The 16,655-nt window shown below is 36.2% G+C and carries 16 protein-coding genes, 1 tRNA gene and 1 pseudogene; 13 read left to right on the top strand and 5 right to left on the bottom strand.

What is annotated here, in order from left to right; genetic code table 11:
• The 8 genes and pseudogenes from CF67_RS01145 to CF67_RS01110 all read left to right on the top strand — a co-directional run bounded on the left by CF67_RS01145 (nucleotide 1) and on the right by CF67_RS01110 (nucleotide 6,989).
• Nucleotides 1–1,245, top strand: a complete 1,245-nt coding sequence (locus CF67_RS01145) for an NADH:ubiquinone reductase (Na(+)-transporting) subunit B (RefSeq protein ID WP_034413297.1) — start codon at nucleotides 1–3, stop codon at nucleotides 1,243–1,245.
• Nucleotides 1,232–1,999 carry a Na(+)-translocating NADH-quinone reductase subunit C gene (locus CF67_RS01140; protein ID WP_034413295.1) on the top strand — a complete coding sequence of 256 codons (768 nt, stop codon included), beginning with the start codon at nucleotides 1,232–1,234 and terminating at the stop codon, nucleotides 1,997–1,999. The genes CF67_RS01145 and CF67_RS01140 overlap by 14 nt, the downstream gene beginning before the upstream one ends.
• Entirely contained in the window at nucleotides 1,999–2,637 is a 639-nt protein-coding gene (locus CF67_RS01135) for an NADH:ubiquinone reductase (Na(+)-transporting) subunit D (protein WP_034413292.1), read from the top strand. The genes CF67_RS01140 and CF67_RS01135 overlap by 1 nt, the downstream gene beginning before the upstream one ends.
• A gap of 7 nt (nucleotides 2,638–2,644) precedes the next feature.
• Nucleotides 2,645–3,241, top strand: a complete 597-nt coding sequence (gene nqrE, locus CF67_RS01130) for an NADH:ubiquinone reductase (Na(+)-transporting) subunit E (protein ID WP_034413289.1) — start codon at nucleotides 2,645–2,647, stop codon at nucleotides 3,239–3,241.
• A gap of 37 nt (nucleotides 3,242–3,278) precedes the next feature.
• Nucleotides 3,279–4,502 (top strand): NADH:ubiquinone reductase (Na(+)-transporting) subunit F, encoded by a 1,224-nt coding sequence (gene nqrF, locus CF67_RS01125; RefSeq protein WP_034413287.1) that lies wholly within the window; start codon nucleotides 3,279–3,281, stop codon nucleotides 4,500–4,502.
• A gap of 67 nt (nucleotides 4,503–4,569) precedes the next feature.
• Nucleotides 4,570–5,583, top strand: coding sequence for an FAD:protein FMN transferase (locus tag CF67_RS01120; RefSeq protein ID WP_034413284.1), 1,014 nt, complete (start codon nucleotides 4,570–4,572; stop codon nucleotides 5,581–5,583).
• Nucleotides 5,584–5,594: 11 nt separating this feature from the next.
• Nucleotides 5,595–5,762: pseudogene (gene nqrM / locus CF67_RS01115) on the top strand ((Na+)-NQR maturation NqrM); the annotation flags it as partial.
• Nucleotides 5,763–5,918: 156 nt separating this feature from the next.
• Nucleotides 5,919–6,989 carry an AI-2E family transporter gene (locus CF67_RS01110; RefSeq protein ID WP_034413280.1) on the top strand — a complete coding sequence of 357 codons (1,071 nt, stop codon included), beginning with the start codon at nucleotides 5,919–5,921 and terminating at the stop codon, nucleotides 6,987–6,989.
• 8 nt (nucleotides 6,990–6,997) lie between these two features.
• Here the strand turns inward: CF67_RS01110 and CF67_RS01105 are convergent, their stop codons facing one another.
• Entirely contained in the window at nucleotides 6,998–8,020 is a 1,023-nt protein-coding gene (locus tag CF67_RS01105; protein WP_034413278.1) for a D-alanine--D-alanine ligase, read from the bottom strand.
• Between the two features lie 164 nt (nucleotides 8,021–8,184).
• Nucleotides 8,185–9,063: a 4-hydroxy-tetrahydrodipicolinate synthase gene (gene dapA / locus CF67_RS01100; RefSeq protein ID WP_034413275.1), complete on the bottom strand. Its 879-nt coding sequence runs from the start codon at nucleotides 9,061–9,063 to the stop codon at nucleotides 8,185–8,187.
• A gap of 215 nt (nucleotides 9,064–9,278) precedes the next feature.
• Here dapA and bcp point away from each other — a divergent pair, with 215 nt between their 5' ends.
• From bcp to galE, 4 genes are all read left to right on the top strand, one after another.
• Nucleotides 9,279–9,749: a thioredoxin-dependent thiol peroxidase gene (bcp, locus tag CF67_RS01095; protein ID WP_034413272.1), complete on the top strand. Its 471-nt coding sequence runs from the start codon at nucleotides 9,279–9,281 to the stop codon at nucleotides 9,747–9,749.
• 246 nt (nucleotides 9,750–9,995) lie between these two features.
• Nucleotides 9,996–11,156, top strand: a complete 1,161-nt coding sequence (locus CF67_RS01090) for a phosphoglycerate kinase (protein WP_034413261.1) — start codon at nucleotides 9,996–9,998, stop codon at nucleotides 11,154–11,156.
• A 155-nt stretch (nucleotides 11,157–11,311) separates the two neighbouring features.
• Nucleotides 11,312–12,388, top strand: coding sequence for a class II fructose-bisphosphate aldolase (fbaA, locus tag CF67_RS01085; RefSeq protein ID WP_034413427.1), 1,077 nt, complete (start codon nucleotides 11,312–11,314; stop codon nucleotides 12,386–12,388).
• A gap of 119 nt (nucleotides 12,389–12,507) precedes the next feature.
• On the top strand, nucleotides 12,508–13,518 hold the full coding sequence (galE, locus tag CF67_RS01080; RefSeq protein WP_034413257.1) for a UDP-glucose 4-epimerase GalE: 1,011 nt from the start codon (nucleotides 12,508–12,510) through the stop codon (nucleotides 13,516–13,518).
• A 49-nt stretch (nucleotides 13,519–13,567) separates the two neighbouring features.
• On the opposite strand, the gene CF67_RS01075 is transcribed toward galE, so the two are convergent.
• Together CF67_RS01075 and CF67_RS01070 are read right to left on the bottom strand one after the other, a co-directional pair.
• The gene (locus tag CF67_RS01075; protein ID WP_034413255.1) at nucleotides 13,568–13,915 is read right to left on the bottom strand and encodes a PilZ domain-containing protein; all 348 of its coding nucleotides are present in this window, start codon (nucleotides 13,913–13,915) and stop codon (nucleotides 13,568–13,570) included.
• A gap of 248 nt (nucleotides 13,916–14,163) precedes the next feature.
• Nucleotides 14,164–14,239: transfer RNA gene (locus CF67_RS01070), tRNA-Ile, on the bottom strand.
• 237 nt (nucleotides 14,240–14,476) lie between these two features.
• Between CF67_RS01070 and clpP the strand changes: the two genes are divergently transcribed.
• Entirely contained in the window at nucleotides 14,477–15,076 is a 600-nt protein-coding gene (gene clpP, locus CF67_RS01065) for an ATP-dependent Clp endopeptidase proteolytic subunit ClpP (RefSeq protein WP_034413253.1), read from the top strand.
• On the opposite strand, the gene dapE is transcribed toward clpP, so the two are convergent.
• A complete protein-coding gene (dapE, locus tag CF67_RS01060; protein WP_034413251.1) occupies nucleotides 15,073–16,221 on the bottom strand; it encodes a succinyl-diaminopimelate desuccinylase in 1,149 nt (382 codons plus the stop codon). The two genes, clpP and dapE, sit on opposite strands and share 4 nt — an antisense overlap.
• Nucleotides 16,222–16,655 lie beyond the last annotated feature (434 nt).

Below are 16,655 nucleotides of genomic sequence, written 5' to 3'. Positions count from 1 at the left end.
ATGATTAGAAAATTCCTTGAAAATATGGAGCGTCATTTCAAGTCAGATGCTAAGTACGGGAAATGGTTTGTACTTTATGAGGCTGTAGCAACGTTTTTTTACACGCCAGGTTTAGTAACGAAGAGAAGCTCTCATGTCCGTGATGGTTTGGATTTGAAGCGCATAATGATCATGGTTTGTTTCGCGGTACTTCCAGCGATGTTTTGGGGTATTTACAATGCGGGTGGACAAGCTATATTAGCATTACATCACATGTATTCAGGATCGGAACTCGTTGCTGTCATAGATGATAATTGGCATTACTGGTTAATTGAAAAGCTTGGTGGAACACTTGGTACTGACGCTGGATGGATAAGTAAACTTTTACTTGGATCAACTTACTTTTTTCCGATCTATATAACCGTGTTTGTTGTTGGAGGATTTTGGGAAATACTTTTTTGCATGATAAGGAAACATCAAGTAAATGAAGGTTTTTTTGTCACTGCAATCTTATTTTCGCTTATTCTTCCACCAACACTTTCGCTATACCAAGCAGCTTTGGGTATTACCTTTGGTATCGTTGTTGCAAAAGAGCTTTTTGGTGGTACTGGTTGTAATTTTTTAAATCCTGCGCTTGCTGGCCGTGCATTCTTATTTTTTGCATATCCTGCACAGATTTCAGGTGATTCAGTATGGGTTGCAGTTGATGGTTTCTCTGGCGCAACAGCACTGACTCAATGGATGCAAGGTGGACAAAACGCTTTAATGAATTCTATCACAAGTGGTAAAATCAGTTGGATAGATGCATTTCTTGGTAATATTCCAGGTTCTTTCGGTGAAGTCTCAACTTTGGCGTTAATGATTGGGGCTATCATGATCGTGTATGTTGGGATTGCTTCCTGGCGTATCATTATAGGTGTGATGATTGGTATGATTATCGTTGCTACTTTATTTAATCTACTTGGTTCAGATACTAATCCAATGTTCTACATGCCTTGGTATTGGCACTTAGTTTTGGGTGGTTTTGCATTTGGTATGTTCTTTATGGCAACAGATCCTGTATCTGCTTCGTTTACTCATAAAGGTAAATTCATATACGGAATTCTAATTGGTAGTATGTGTGTGATGATTCGTGTTGTTAATCCAGCATATCCAGAAGGTATGATGTTAGCAATCTTATTTTCTAACCTATTTGCACCACTTTTTGATTATGTTGTTGCTGAGAGTAACGTCAAAAGGAGGTTAGCTCGTTATGGTAGGCAATGATAGCGTAGAGAAAACGATTTTTTTTGTTGTCATACTAAGCCTAGTATGTTCAATGGTTGTATCAACAGTATCCGTTGTTTTACGTGGTCAGCATAAGATAAATACAGTGTTAGATAAACAAAGTAAAATTATTGAAATCTCTGGCATTGATTTTTTGGGTAAAAAAGTCCATGAAGTGTTTGCTAAGCATATTGAGCCTCGTTTGGTTGATTTCGATTCAGGTGATTTTGTAGACGGAAACGCTAAAATTTACGATCAACGCCAAGCAGCTAAGGATCTAACTCGTTCTATTAAGTTGACATATGAGCAAGATGAGGCCAAGATTTTTCGTAGAGCTAACGTTGGTGTTGTGTATTTGGTTAAAGATGACCATAAGATATCTAGGGTTATTATCCCAATTCATGGTAGTGGATTATGGTCAATGATGTATGCGTTTGTTGCGATACAAATAGATGGTAATACAGTTGCTGCCGTTACTTATTATGAGCAAGGAGAAACTCCTGGACTTGGTGGTGAGGTTGAAAATCCAACATGGTCTGCTAAATTTGTTGGAAAAAAATTATTTGATGTAGAAGATAAGCCCGCTATAAAGATTGTTAAGAAAGGTAGCATTACATCTGAGTACAGTGTTGATGGTATTTCAGGCGCAACACTTACAAGCAATGCAGTTCAGCGTACATTTAACTTTTGGTTAGGTGATATGGGTTTTGGTCCATTTTTATCAAAGGTTCGTAGTCAAGGAGGTTTGAGTTAATGTCTATTACACAAAGAAATATCAATAAAAAAAGTGTTTGGACTCCTATATTAGATAATAATCCGATAGCGTTACAAGTGCTTGGTGTGTGTTCTGCTCTTGCAGTGACGACTAAGCTAGAGACGGCGTTTGTTATGACGCTGGCAGTTATGTTTGTTACAGCATTATCTAATTTTTTTGTTTCAATTGTTCGTAAATGTATACCTAACAGCGTGCGTATTATTGTTCAAATGACAATTATCGCGTCTTTAGTCATTGTAGTTGATCAAATTCTTAAAGCATATTTTTATAATATTTCTAAGCAGTTATCAGTGTTTGTTGGACTGATTATTACAAATTGTATTGTGATGGGTCGCACAGAAGCTTTCGCTATGAAGTCGGGACCACTACCATCTTTTCTTGATGGTATTATGAATGGTTTAGGCTATGGTTTCGTGCTCATTATTGTTAGTTTTTTCCGTGAATTATTAGGTTCAGGTAAAGTCTTTGGTTTTGAATTGTTACCTTTGGTAAGTAATAATGGTTGGTATCAGCCAAATGGTTTAATGCTTCTGGCACCTTCCGCATTCTTTTTGATCGGTTTCTTAATTTGGGTGATCCGGATTTTTAAACCAGAACAAATAGAGATGAAGGAGTAAGCTAGCTGTGGAGCACTACATTAGTTTGCTAGTTAGATCGATTTTTGTCGAAAATATGGCTTTATCGTTCTTTTTAGGTATGTGTACGTTCCTTGCTGTATCTAAGAAAGTTAGAACTGCTTTAGGCTTAGGTATTGCGGTCGTTGTTGTACTGACCATTTCAGTCCCATTAAACAACTTGGTTTATGTTTGGATTTTAAAAGAAAATGCTTTGATTGAAGGGACAGATCTGAGTTTTCTTAACTTTATTGCGTTTATTGGCGTTATCGCTGCGCTTGTACAAATTTTAGAAATGGTTCTGGATCGTTTTTTTCCAGTTTTATATAATGCTTTAGGAATTTTTTTACCATTAATCACGGTGAATTGTGCAATATTTGGTGGTGTTTCATTTATGGTAATGCGCGATTACGATTTTGTAGAGTCACTTGTTTACGGCTTTGGTTCTGGTTTAGGGTGGATGCTAGCTATTGTTGCACTTGCAGGTATTCGTGAAAGAATGAAATATTCTAATGTGCCTTATGGTTTACGTGGTTTAGGTATTACTTTCGTCACAGTGGGTTTGATGTCATTAGGTTTTATGTCTTTTTCTGGAATTCAATTATAAGTTAAGTAAACGGCGCAGTTTATAAGGGATATGATCAATGGATATTATTCTCGGTGTAGCAATGTTTACTTTAATTGTATTAGCGTTGGTTTTGATGATTCTTTTAGCTAAACAAACATTGGTACCTGCAGGTAGAGTCACAATTACAGTTAATTCTGATCCGGAAAAGAGCTTTGTAACTTTTCCAGGTAATAAGCTACTTGGCAGTATGATAAGCCAAGGGATCTTTGTTTCATCTGCATGCGGTGGTGGTGGTTCTTGTGGTCAGTGTCGTGTAAAGGTAAGACAGGGTGGAGGTGATATTTTATCAACTGAACTTGAGCATATTACAAAGATTCAGGCGCGTAGAGGAGAACGTCTTGCTTGCCAGGTTTCTGTGAAACAAGATATGGATATAGAGCTACCTGAAGAGGTGTTTGGTGTAAAAAAGTGGGAATGTACTGTTATCTCTAATGATAATAAAGCTACTTTTATTAAAGAGCTTGTTCTTCAAATTTCTTCAGGTGAAGAGTTACAATTTCGTGCTGGTAGTTATATTCAAATTGAAGCTGGACCACACCATATCAGATATGCTGATTTCAGCATTTCTGAAGAGTATCGTAGTGATTGGGAAAAATTGCGCTTATTTCGCTATGAATCTATTGTAAATGAGTCTGCAGTTCGTGCTTACTCAATGGCTTCGTATCCTGAAGAAAAAGGGTGTATTAAATTGAACGTTCGTATTGCTATTCCACCTGCAAATAGTTCTAAGTTGCCACCTGGCATTATGTCCTCATATGTATGGTCATTGAAAGTCGGTGATAAGTGTACAATTTCCGGTCCATTTGGTGATTTCTTTGCTAAAGATACCAATAATGAAATGGTATTTATTGGTGGTGGTGCTGGTATGGCTCCGATGCGCTCACATATATTCGATCAACTGCTACGTCTTAAGTCTAAGCGCAAGATAACCTATTGGTATGGCGCACGTTCTAAACGTGAAATGTTTTATATCGAAGATTTTGATAATTTGCAGGAAAAAAATGACAATTTTTCTTGGTATGTTGCTCTCTCTGATCCTCTTCCTGAAGATAATTGGTGTGGTTATACAGGTTTTATTCATGATGTGATTTATGAAAATTATTTGAAATATCATGAGGCACCTGAAGATTGCGAATATTATATGTGTGGTCCTCCTATGATGAATGCTGCTGTTGTTGATATGTTAAAAAATCTTGGTGTTGAAAGCGAAAATATCATGCTTGATGACTTTGGTGCATAATTTATTCAGTAAGTATTTCAGTCTTGGTTTATAATTGTTCTGTTTGATAAAACAGAGGGGCATCCAAGTGAGATTCTGGTCTCTTTTCCTGCTTACCTTCTTGCTCATTTTTTCTGGTTGTACAAAGGCAGTTAAACAAATATATCTGCATGGTACGACAATGGGTACCACTTATAATATCAAATATCTTGAAACCGAAGAAACTCTAGCCTCAGAAGAATTAGGTGCTCAAATTAGTTATCTGCTTGAAGAAATTAGTAATCAGATGTCGACTTATCGCAAAGATTCTGAATTGAGTCAATTTAATCAGTATCAGAGTAATTTACCTTTTAGAGTATCGCCACAAATTGTGATCGTTTTAAGAGAAGCTATTCGTATTAATCATCTTACTTTGGGAGCGTTAGATATTACCCTTGGTCCTTTGGTTAATCTATGGGGGTTTGGTCCGGAAGCTAAGTTTGTTGATGTTCCTACAAGTGCTGAACTAAAGGAGTGTCAAGCTAGTATTGGTATTCATCATTTAAATGTGACAGATCTCGCTATTAGCAAAAAACTACCAGGTTTATATATTGATCTTTCCGCTATTGTCAAAGGTTGGGGAGTAGATGTCATCGCTAATCACATGAAATCGAAGGGTATTCAAAACTATATGGTAGAGATTGGTGGTGAAATGTATCTGCAAGGTGTAAATCGAAAAGGAGTTCCATGGCGAATCGCTGTTGAGAAACCTACTCTAGACAGACGGAGTATTCAAAAAATTATTGAACCAGGCAATACAGCAGTTGCTACATCAGGTGATTACCGAAATTATTTCGAACGTGATGGGATTCGTTATTCACATATCCTAGATCCAAAAACAGGTAAACCTATTACGCATACGGTTGTTTCTGTAACTGTTTTTGATAAATCGTCGATGACAGCTGATGGTTTAGCTACTGGATTAATGGTTTTAGGGGAGATAAAAGGTATGGAAGTGGCGAATCGGCATAATATTCCTGTATACATGATTGTAAAAACAGAAGATGGTTTTCGAGAAGTGGTTTCTGAAGCTTATAAAACATTCGTTAAGGAAATAGAGTGAAGGGATAGGTTATGAGTACATTTTTTTTGACATTCTTTCTTTTTACCATAGTTATTTTCGGAATGGCAATTGGTTACATTCTACAAAAAAAAGTTGTAAAGGGTAGTTGTGGTGGGTTAGGTTCGCTCGGTGTAGATAAAATATGTAATTGTATTGAACCCTGTAATTCTGCTAGAAAGAATGGTAATGAAGTCTAAAGTAAATTGAACAGAAAGTAATATAGTACCTGCATTGGTACCGTTATTTGCGCGAGCTCCTATAAGTTTTAGCAGTGTTTGTATGTTATTTTGAGTGGTTTCCCTGTTAACTGTAAGTGATTAGGTAGATATTATATAATGTTAGAGATGGTTAGTTGTTGGTATAAACAGCGTTTTTCTGATCCTCATGCAGTAAGTCTTGCGGCTATTTTAGTATTTGGTTTTATTATTATTTACTTTTTTGGTAATCTCATTGCCCCTCTGTTAGTTGCAATGGTGCTTGCTTATTTGTTGGAGTGGCCGGTCGTTAACTTAAGCAGATTAGGTATTTCTCGTACTTTGTCGGTTGTTTTAGTAATACTAATTTTCACGAGTTTAATGCTGATGGCGGTATTTGGCTTAGTGCCTACTATTTGGCAGCAAGTTGGGAATTTTACTAACGATGTGCCTAACATGTATATAGGTTTGCAAAATTTTGTATCTATTGTCCCTAAGCGTTATCCAGAATTGGCAAATTTACAGATTGTTGAATTATTGATAGCTAATATAAAAAATCAAGTTATTGCGGTTGGAGAAAGTATCTTAAAAGGTTCTGTAGCATCATTACTTAGTATTGCAACGTTAGTTGTTTATCTTGTCTTAGTTCCGATTTTAGTCTTTTTCTTATTAAAGGATAAGCAAGAAATGATTTCAATAGTTACTGTTGTACTTCCAAAAAATCGTAAATTGGCAAATAAAGTTTGGTATGAGATGAATGATCAAATTTCGAATTATATTCGTGGTAAGGTTTTAGAAATTCTAATTGTAGGAGGTATTAGTTATGTCGCTTTAGCAGTGTTAGGTTTGCGCTATGCTGTATTACTTTCTGTTGCAATTGGATTTTCTGTATTAGTTCCCTATATTGGTGCTGCAGTAGTTACTGTTCCAGTAGCTATTATTGGTCTTTTTCAATGGGGATTGACGCCCCAATTTTATTGGTTGATGTTGATTTATAGCAGCATTCAAACTTTGGATGGTAATATTTTAGTTCCAGTTCTGTTTTCTGAGGCAGTTAATTTGCATCCCGTGGCGATTATTTCTTCTGTTCTTGTATTTGGAGGATTTTGGGGTTTTTGGGGAGTATTTTTTGCGATACCATTGGCAACTTTGGTTAAAGCAGTATGGAATGTCTTGTCAAATCATGACGAAGATGTTAGCGCGGAAGAGTGATTCTTTTTTTAAAAAAGAGATTTTTTAGAGCAGCCTTTTTTAATTGAGCCATAAATGCAGCTGGATAAGAATTTAGAAAATTTGTGTCCATTATTTTCAAGCATTTTAGGAAACATTGACATTAATGTCATTCCAGGAAATGTATTAATCTCGTTCAAATAAATATGCTCATCTTCTGTTAAGAAAAAATCTATTCGTGATAAGTGTCTTAGACGCATTTGAATAAAGATTTTTCGAGCATTTTTTGAAATGGTAGTTTTCTGTTTTTGTGTTAAATTAGAAGCTTCAATTTCTACAACAGAACCGCTGTTTGCTCCATATTTTTCTTCATACGAATAGAATGCATCATTTGGTGTTATTATTTCACCAGGTTTTGAAATATGCAATTTTCCATTGAACTCGTATGCTGCTACTTCTAGTTCCCTTGATTTGACTGCTTGTTCAACCAACACTTGACTAGAGTATTGAAACGCAAAATTGATAGATTCTTGTATCTTTTTGACATCTGTTACTTTGTAACATCCAACTGAAGACCCTTGTCTTGCTGCTTTTATAAATATTGTTTTCCAACGTTTCAAGGCATTTCTAGTCTTTTCGAAGGCTTCTCTATTATTTTCGTTAAGAAAGAGATATGGCGTATTGGGGATATCTAGTGCCTTATACCAGAGTTTTGATGTTATTTTATTAAAGCTATTACTGCTGGCTTCAGGTCGAGAACCTAAGTAAGGGATTCTTGCAAGTTCAAGCACAGATTGGATATCCCCCGTTTCTCCTGGATATCCATGTATGCATGGTATGGCAAAATCTATTTGTATCGAACTTACTTCACTGTTAAGTTTAGAGTTATTAGTATCTAGATATACTAAGTCATCATTGCTATTATACCAACCATCTTTCTTAATTTTTACGCAAATTACGGAAAAGGATTGCGTTAGTTCGAGTTGAGATTGTAAGTAATTGGCTGACATTAGTGATACTGCATACTCTGCTGAGTTGCCGCCACATAGAAGAAGGATAGTCACTGGCCTCATTGAAAAATTTCCATTTGTATGGCTTAAAAACATCGAAACTGCGACAGTGTAATACACTCATACATAATTTGCATGCTTTAAAGTTAGATAAAATTGAAGTTTTGTTTTTAGAATTAGTTGGTTTACTTTGCAATATCCAGCTAGGCTAGAAGCTAGATTACATATTAGTAAATACAAGCTTGATGCATTGCTCGTTTAACAATGGGATGAAATTTCTCGGAAAGTTTTGTTAGAGGTAAACGTAAATTGTTCTCTACGATAAGTCCCATTTTATGAGCTGCCCATTTAACGGGAATTGGATTAGATTCTACGAATAGACTTTTATGTAATGGCATTAAGCGCTGATTAATAGCTTCTGCTTTTTGTAACTTTTTCTCCTTTGCCAAATGAAACATTTTTGCCATATCTTTGGCAGCAATGTTGCTGGTTACAGAGATAACACCTTGTCCACCTTGTTTTAAAAAATCGAAACTCGAATTATCGTCACCGCTAAGCAAGATGAAGTTTTTTTCACAAAGGTTACGGTGAATCGAGATTCTTTTTAAATCACCAGTCGCGTCCTTCAAAGCGATTATGTTTTCAATTTGAGAGAGACGGGCAACTGTTTCCGGTAATAAATCAACTCCAGTACGAGTAGGAACGTTATACAAAATTTGCGGTATATCACTTTTTTCCGCAATTGTCTTATAATGCTGGTATAAACCTTCTTGAGTTGGCTTATTGTAGTAAGGTGTTACATGCAGAAAGCCAGCAATGCCTATGTCGTTCAAAAGATGGTTGAGGGTTATCGATTTATGAGTCGCATTTGTCCCTATTCCAGCAATAACAGGAATACGATTTTTGGCGTACTCGACGGTTTTGCTTACAACTTCAACGTGCTCTTGAAGAGTGAGTGTTGGAGATTCCCCCGTTGTGCCGACGGATACAATAGCATTTGTACCGGCTGCTACATGGTAATCAACCAGTTTTTTTAGGCTACTAAAATCTATTTCATTCTTTGCATTAAATGGTGTAATTAGCGCAACTATACTTCCTGAAAACATTTATTAGATCTCTAGATAAAGGTTCAAACTGCATGTTACTGTAAGACATTTGATTAATACAAGCAATTAAGCTCGTTTAATTCGTTGGGTGCATATCCTCATAAATATAGTAGGTAATAAAGGGTGTGTTTTTCTAGTTAGAGTTTTGTTTGATGAATGATAACTTAAATTGTTTTAAACAAAAATAGAACATAGTTAGAGGAGCGATGAAATTGATGAGAACATTAAAGTCGGGTGTAGTAGCCCCAGATTTTTTTCTGTTGAATCAAGATGGAAAGACAGTTAGCCTCTCTGGGTTTTTGGATAAAAAAGTATTGCTCTATTTTTATCCCAAAGCAATGAGTCCAGGTTGTACTTTGCAAGCAAAGTGTTTACGCGATGTTAAAACTAAGTTAGAGATGTATGGAGTAACGATTCTAGGAATTAGTACCGATCCTGTAGAATGTTTGAGAAAATTTATTGAACACAACAATTTAACTTTTACTCTACTTTCAGATGAAAATCACATTGTTGCGGAACAATTTGGTGTCTGGGGCAAAAAAAAATTTATGGGTAAGATTTACGATGGTTTATATCGATTTAGTTTCTTAATTGATAAACAAGGTATGGTTGAACATATATTTAAAGGATTTAAAATTAAGAGCCATCATAAGATGATTTTGGATTATCTAGAAAAAAATAGGTAGTTTATAATTTGGATATATGTCGATTCAGGTAAAAATTTTTGACTGATTTGAAATGCACAATATTTAAATATATTTCTGGCTTTTAGATTTGATTTATGTTTCATTTTGAAAAAGAAGAATTTCGAACCTTGAAATAAATAAGCATTGCCTCCATGTAAGTTGTTTATTTTAGAAGAGTGATCTGTCGTGCTCTCGGCTTAAATTTAAAGCCTAGAGGTCTTTATTTAATACTTAAGAGGACAGACTATGTCTGTAATTAAAGTCACTGATCTGGAATTAGCAGATAAGCGTGTTTTTATTCGCGCTGATCTAAATGTGCCAATCAAAGATGGTAAGATAACCTCGGATGCTCGTATCCTTGCATCCTTGCCAACCATTAAATATTGTTTAGAAGCTGGTGCAAAGGTAATGGTTGCTTCTCATTTAGGTCGCCCAGCTGAAGGTGAGTTTGCCGAAGATTTTTCTTTGTCTCCGATTGTTGATCGTTTAAATAGTTTACTAAGTTGTGAAGTTAAATTAGTTAGAGATTATGTAAATGGTCTAGAGCTGAACGCTAAGGAACTTGTTGTTTTGGAAAATGTTCGTTTCAATAAGGGTGAAAAGAAGAATGAAGAAGAGTTATCTAAAAAATATGCCGTATTATGCGATGTTTTTGTAATGGATGCATTTGGTGTAGCTCATCGCGCTCAAGCCTCAACGTATGGCATCGGTATGAGAGCTCCTGTCTCTTGTGCCGGTCTATTGTTGTTATCTGAGTTGGAAGCGTTAAGTAAAGCGATGGATAATCCAGCTCGACCTTTAGTTGCTATCGTTGGCGGAGCTAAGGTTTCTACCAAATTGACAGTTCTTAAATCATTATCTGAGATTGCCGATCAACTTGTTGTCGGTGGAGGTATTGCGAACACCTTTATTTCAGCTAAAGGTTACAATGTAGGTAAATCGCTATATGAAGCTGATTTAGTTGAAACAGCCAGTGAGTTGACAAAAAAATGTTCGATACCAGTAGCTATTGATGTTGCATGCGCCAGAGCGTTTGATGAAAACTCAGAAGCAGAAATTAAAAAGGTTGCTGATGTGCAAGATGATGATATGATCTTTGATTTAGGTCCTGATTCAATAGCTGCTTTGACTAAAATTATTAGTAAAGCTAGGACTATTCTTTGGAATGGTCCGATGGGTGTGTTTGAATTCAAAAATTTTGAAGCAGGTACAGCTGGTGTTTCTAGAGCAATTGCGAAATCTACAGGGTTTTCTGTAGCGGGTGGTGGCGATACCTTGTCGGCTATCGATAAATTTGGTATTAAGGCTGACGTTTCTTATGTTTCTACTGGTGGTGGTGCGTTTCTTGAGTTCGTTGAAGGAAAAGTGCTTCCAGTTGTAGCGATGCTTGAAGAACGCGCTAAGTAATTATTTCTCAAATATTAGAGAAAACAAGGTTTGTTTTAGCATGGTGAGCGCTTTTCTGTTAGCCTTAATTTATAGATAGGTAGCTAACAAGAAGTGATATGACGTTCATTTTTCGGCAAATTTTTAGAAAAGTAGATATAAATGGGATTAATTCTATGTCTAAGATTTTCGATTTCGTGAAACCTGGTGTAATTTTTGGTGATGATGTACAAAAGGTATTCCAAGTAGCAAAGGAGAATAAATTCGCTCTTCCTGCGGTGAATGTTATTGGGACTGATTCTATCAACGCTGTGCTTGAAGCTGCTGCAAAAGTTAAATCTCCAGTTGTCCTTCAGTTTTCGAATAGTGGGGCTGCTTTCTTCGTTGGAAAAGGAGTTAAACTTGAAGGTCAAGGAGCTCAAGTTTTGGGTGCTATTGTTGGGGCTAAGTATGTGCATGCTGTTTCTGAAACGTACGGTATTCCAGTGATTTTGCATACTGATCATGCTTCTAAGGAGCTTCTTCCATGGATCGATGATTTGCTGGATGCTGGGGAAGATTTTTTTGAAAAAAACAATAGGCCCCTATTTTCCTCTCACATGTTGGATCTTTCTAAGGAGCCTTTAAGGGATAATATTGCAATTTGTTCTCGATATCTAGAACGTATGAATAAAATTAGTATGGCGATTGAAGTTGAGCTCGGTTGTACTGGCGGTGAAGAAGACGGTGTGGATAACTCTGGTATGATTTTTTCTGAACTCTATACCTCTCCTGAAGATGTAGCCTATGCTTATGAGAAACTAAGTTCTGTTAGTCCGCGTTTTAGCATCGCTGCTTCTTTTGGGAATGTACATGGTGTTTATAAACTTGGTAACGTTGTTTTAACTCCGACTATTCTTCGCGATTCGCAAGAACATTGTACTAAAAAATTTGGTATTGCTCCTAACTCTCTAAATTTTGTATTTCACGGTGGTTCTGGTTCCAGTGCTGATGAAATACAAGAGTCTATTAATTACGGTGTTGTAAAAATAAATATCGATACCGATACGCAGTGGGCGACTTGGAATGGAATTCGTGTATATGAAATTGAAAACCGTGACTATTTGCAGAGTCAAATTGGTAATCCAACTGGCGCAGATATTCCAAATAAGAAGTATTACGATCCACGTGTGTGGCTACGTGCTGCTCAAGTCTCTATGATTGCTCATCTTGAAAAAGTGTTTACTGACCTAAACGCTGTTGATGTATTGTAATATTAAATTCTTTCTTAGTTCTTGAAAGGAAAAAATAAATTGTTTTTTTTGAATACCAATCTTGGCTGTATCTTTTAGATGAAACAGTATGATATAAAGTTAAAGCTGGAGAGGCAAAATTGGAGGTATTAGTTGCTGGAGGTATAGGATATATAGGCAGTCATACCTGTGTAAAAATGATTGAATCTGGTATGCAACCTATCATCGTAGACAGTCTTTTAAATGCAAAAGTTGAAGTGTTAAGTCGAATTGAAGCATTAACTGGAAAGAAACCAATTTTCTATCAGGGTGACATTCGTGATGAAATCTTTCTAGATATGGTATTTAGAAGTCATAAGATTCAGTCTGTATTACATTTTGCTGGTTTAAAATCAGTTAGTGAGTCAGTGTTAGAGCCTCTGCGGTATTACGATAATAATGTCAATGGATCTTTGGTGTTGATACGGTCAATGCGTAAAGCTGGTGTTAAAAGTATTGTTTTCAGTTCATCAGCGGTAGTATATGGTCATTCTGATGTTATGCCGGTGACAGAAAGTTTTTTGACTGGTATGACAACTAATCCATACGCATGTACCAAGTACATAGTTGAAAGGTGCCTCACTGATCTATTCGCATCGGAAAGCGATTGGAGTATTACTTTATTGCGTTATTTTAATCCAGTAGGTGCGCATCCGTCAGGTGTTATAGGGGAAGATCCGAAAGGTATTCCAAGTAATTTGATGCCTATCATAACCCAAGTTGCAATAGGTCGTCGTGAGTATCTTTCTGTTTTTGGTAATGATTACCCTACGCCAGACGGCACTGGAATACGAGATTATATTCATATTATGGATTTAGTTGAAGGACATGTTGTTGCATTAGAATCAATTAGTGGAAAGTCCGGGTTGCGTGTCTATAATTTAGGTACAGGAAAAGGTTTCAGTGTCTTTGAAATGATAGAAATATTCAATCAGGTATGTGGTGTTCGTATTCCTTATCAAATTTGTCAGCGTCGACTAGGAGATATTGCAGAATGTTGGGCAAACCCTGAAAAGGCTAAGCATGATCTTGGTTGGACAGCAAAGCGTAGTATGATAGAAATCATGGAGGATACTTGGCGCTGGCAACTAAAAAACCCGGACGGTTACTAACTAGTAGAATTCGATCTTCTATCTCTATTATTCTTGAAATTTCTAAATCTTACTTATTAAAAAAAGTTGGGTATTTATTATGGATATACCTTTGTTCTAAAAGCATATCCCTAAAGCTTGGTCCTCGAGTTAACTGCAATATGACTTCATCATCATCAATACGTGAAACAGTACCCTCTATGTGAATTTGATTATCATTGTGTAGGTTTAATGTACCTATCACATCTAATCCGGTGTACAGTAAATCGCAACAACCTTCAATCAAGATTCTAATCCCCTTTTCAGATATCTCACTAACTGGGTACAGATTACCCTTGAAATGTATAGATGGCCTAGCCAGGTTTGGGTATTTGAGACGATAATATTGACGTTTTTGTGTATTAGACTTTCCATCCATGTTTAAGAGCTCCCAACTCCATTTACGACAAGCCTTTTCTAATAAAAATAGGACATAACCCTGTTTTCATATACGTCTAGCCAGTTTTTTAGTGTGTCTAAGCTTCAACTAAATAATGCGTTCCTTATCATAACGCAGAAAAAGACACTAAGAGCGCAAACATAATTTCGACTTGAAACAAAAAACAGCGGCTCTTACTAGATTAAATCTTCCAAACCTTGCTTTCTTCGTTTTCTAACTTAACAATATGGTGGCCCTTAACAGATTTGAACTGTTGACCAATCGATTATGAGTCGACTGCTCTAACCACTGAGCTAAGGGGCCAAAAATCGACTTATCTTTAGGAGGGTTGCTTTGAATAATCAGGGGTAGCAACACTCCTATTACCCAATTATAACGAAAAATTACTTGATAATTATTTTTTTTCAAAAAAATGTGATATAAGTTGTATTTTGTACTGGTTGCAATAATAGCAGCGAATTTACAAAAAACGATTGTGTTAGAATTACTCCCCTGGTTTCCTAGTCGTTAAAAAAGATTATTTAAAGCAAGGGAAGAATTATGAGTGACCTATTGTCGAATCTTGTACCTATGGTTGTTGAGCAAACAAACAGAGGAGAAAGGTCATATGATATTTATTCTAGACTTTTGAAAGAGCGTATAATTTTTTTGGTAGGTCCTATTGATGATCATCTAGCAAATAGTGTCTGTGCTCAGTTACTTTTTCTTGAATCAGAGAGTGCTAAAAAGGATATATTTTTATATATTAACTCTCCTGGTGGGTCTGTGACAGCTGGGTTGGCAATTTATGATACAGCACAGCATATCAGAGCGAGTGTTTCAACTCTTTGTATTGGTCAAGCTGCCAGTATGGGGGCATTCATTTTGGCTTCAGGAGAACCTGGAAAGAGGCTGGCTTTGCCAAATTCAAGAGTAATGATTCATCAGCCTTTAGGAGGATTTCAGGGACAAGCCACAGATATCGGTATACATGCTAATGAAATCCTAAAGATTCGAGGTAATTTGAATAAGGTATTGTCTAAGCATACTGGAAAATTGATAGAACAAATTGAACAGGATACTGAAAGAGATAATTTTATGAGCGCAGAGGAAGCTGTTGCATATGGTCTAATTGATGATGTGGTGCGACGTAAGAATTAATTAGGCTGTTTTTCAGTGAGCAGGTTTTCTAGTGTTTTTTGATAAATATCTGTGAGTCTTTTTAAGTCTGTCACGCTTGTGTTCTCATTGACTTTATGGATGGTAGTATTTGTTAAACCAAGCTCTAGGACTTCAGCTCCCATTTTTGCAATAAAACGACCATCCGAAGTGCCACCATTTGTTAGAAGCCTAGGATTTTTTTGATTAACTTTATAAATAGCTTTGCTTACTGCTTCGAGTAGTTTTCCATGTTTAGTTAAGAATGGACGACCACTGAGACTCCATTTTAGATTATAATTCAAGGCATGCGCATCTAGTGTGGAATGAATGCGGTGTTTTATTTGTTCATCGGTAAGTTCAGTATTAAAACGAAAGTTGAATTGTACATTCAATTCACTTGGAGTCATGTTTGAGGTTCCGTTGCCAGAGTGTAAATTTGAAATTTGGAAACTTGTTGGCGGAAAAAATTCGTTGCCATCGTCCCACTTAGTTTTAGTAAACTTAGCTAAAATTGGTAAAGCTTGGTGTATTGGATTATTCGCAAGGTGCGGGTAAGCAATGTGTCCTTCAGTGCCTTTTATTTGCAAATTACCGTTAATAGAACCTCTACGGCCATTTTTCACAACATCTCCCGCTTTTTGTAGGCTTGATGGTTCTCCAACTATGCACATATTAATTTTTTCATTACGTTTCATCAAAGTGTTTACAACACGTTTAGTACCATTAATAAAGGTACCTTCCTCATTGGAAGTAATTAAAAATGCAATTGAACCTATGTGATTAGGGCTTTCTGAAACAAATTGTTCGACTGCGATGATCATACAGGCTAGCGCTCCTTTCATGTCTGCCGCACCGCGACCGTGTAGGTTATTATTAATGATTGTTGGTTCAAATGGAGGAGTATGCCATTGTTCCAATGAACCAGATGGAACAACATCAGTATGTCCGACGAAAGCAAATAAGGGAGTTTCTATACCGCGGCGAGCCCATAAGTTTGTGGTGTCTTCAAAGATCATTACTTCAATGGTAAACCCGAGTTTTTTTAATCGTTCGATAATTAATTTTTGGCAACCAGCATCCTCTGGAGTCACTGATTTTCGGCTAATGAGTTCTTTTGCAAGATCTAAAATTGAACTATTTATCATTTTTAAGTTCCTTAGATAATTACTTGACTGAAAATGAGGGAATATTGCTCAGCCTTAAATTCTGTAAAATGGGGTATTTGATGATAGTTAGCTTTTCACTAATAGAGTCACCACATTTCCTTGATTTAAAGTATTTTTTGTTCTGGAGTGAGTAGAAGTAAAGTTTACCCTTTTTATTGATTACATTATTCCAATCGAATACCTTGCAAGAAACTTCTACTAGAAGCTGATCAACTCCCTGTGCTTACGGTAAGCATAGAAATTGTAGTGAATACCTTTACTTTCTAGTGGTTTTCTTGGTTGTTTTACGGTATCGCAGTTTGATATACCATATACAGTGATATCCTCTAAGTTGTTACCTGATTTTAAAGTATGAATCTAAAAGTTAGAATCATCACATATAATATCACGATTTAGTGTCATTGATGTTATAT

This window comes from Candidatus Photodesmus blepharonis (assembly GCF_000731795.2).
GTDB lineage: Bacteria > Pseudomonadota > Gammaproteobacteria > Enterobacterales > Vibrionaceae > Vibrio > Vibrio blepharonis.
The sequence above is the reverse complement of the archived record's forward strand: the minus strand, read 5'-3'. Positions and strand labels throughout refer to the sequence as shown.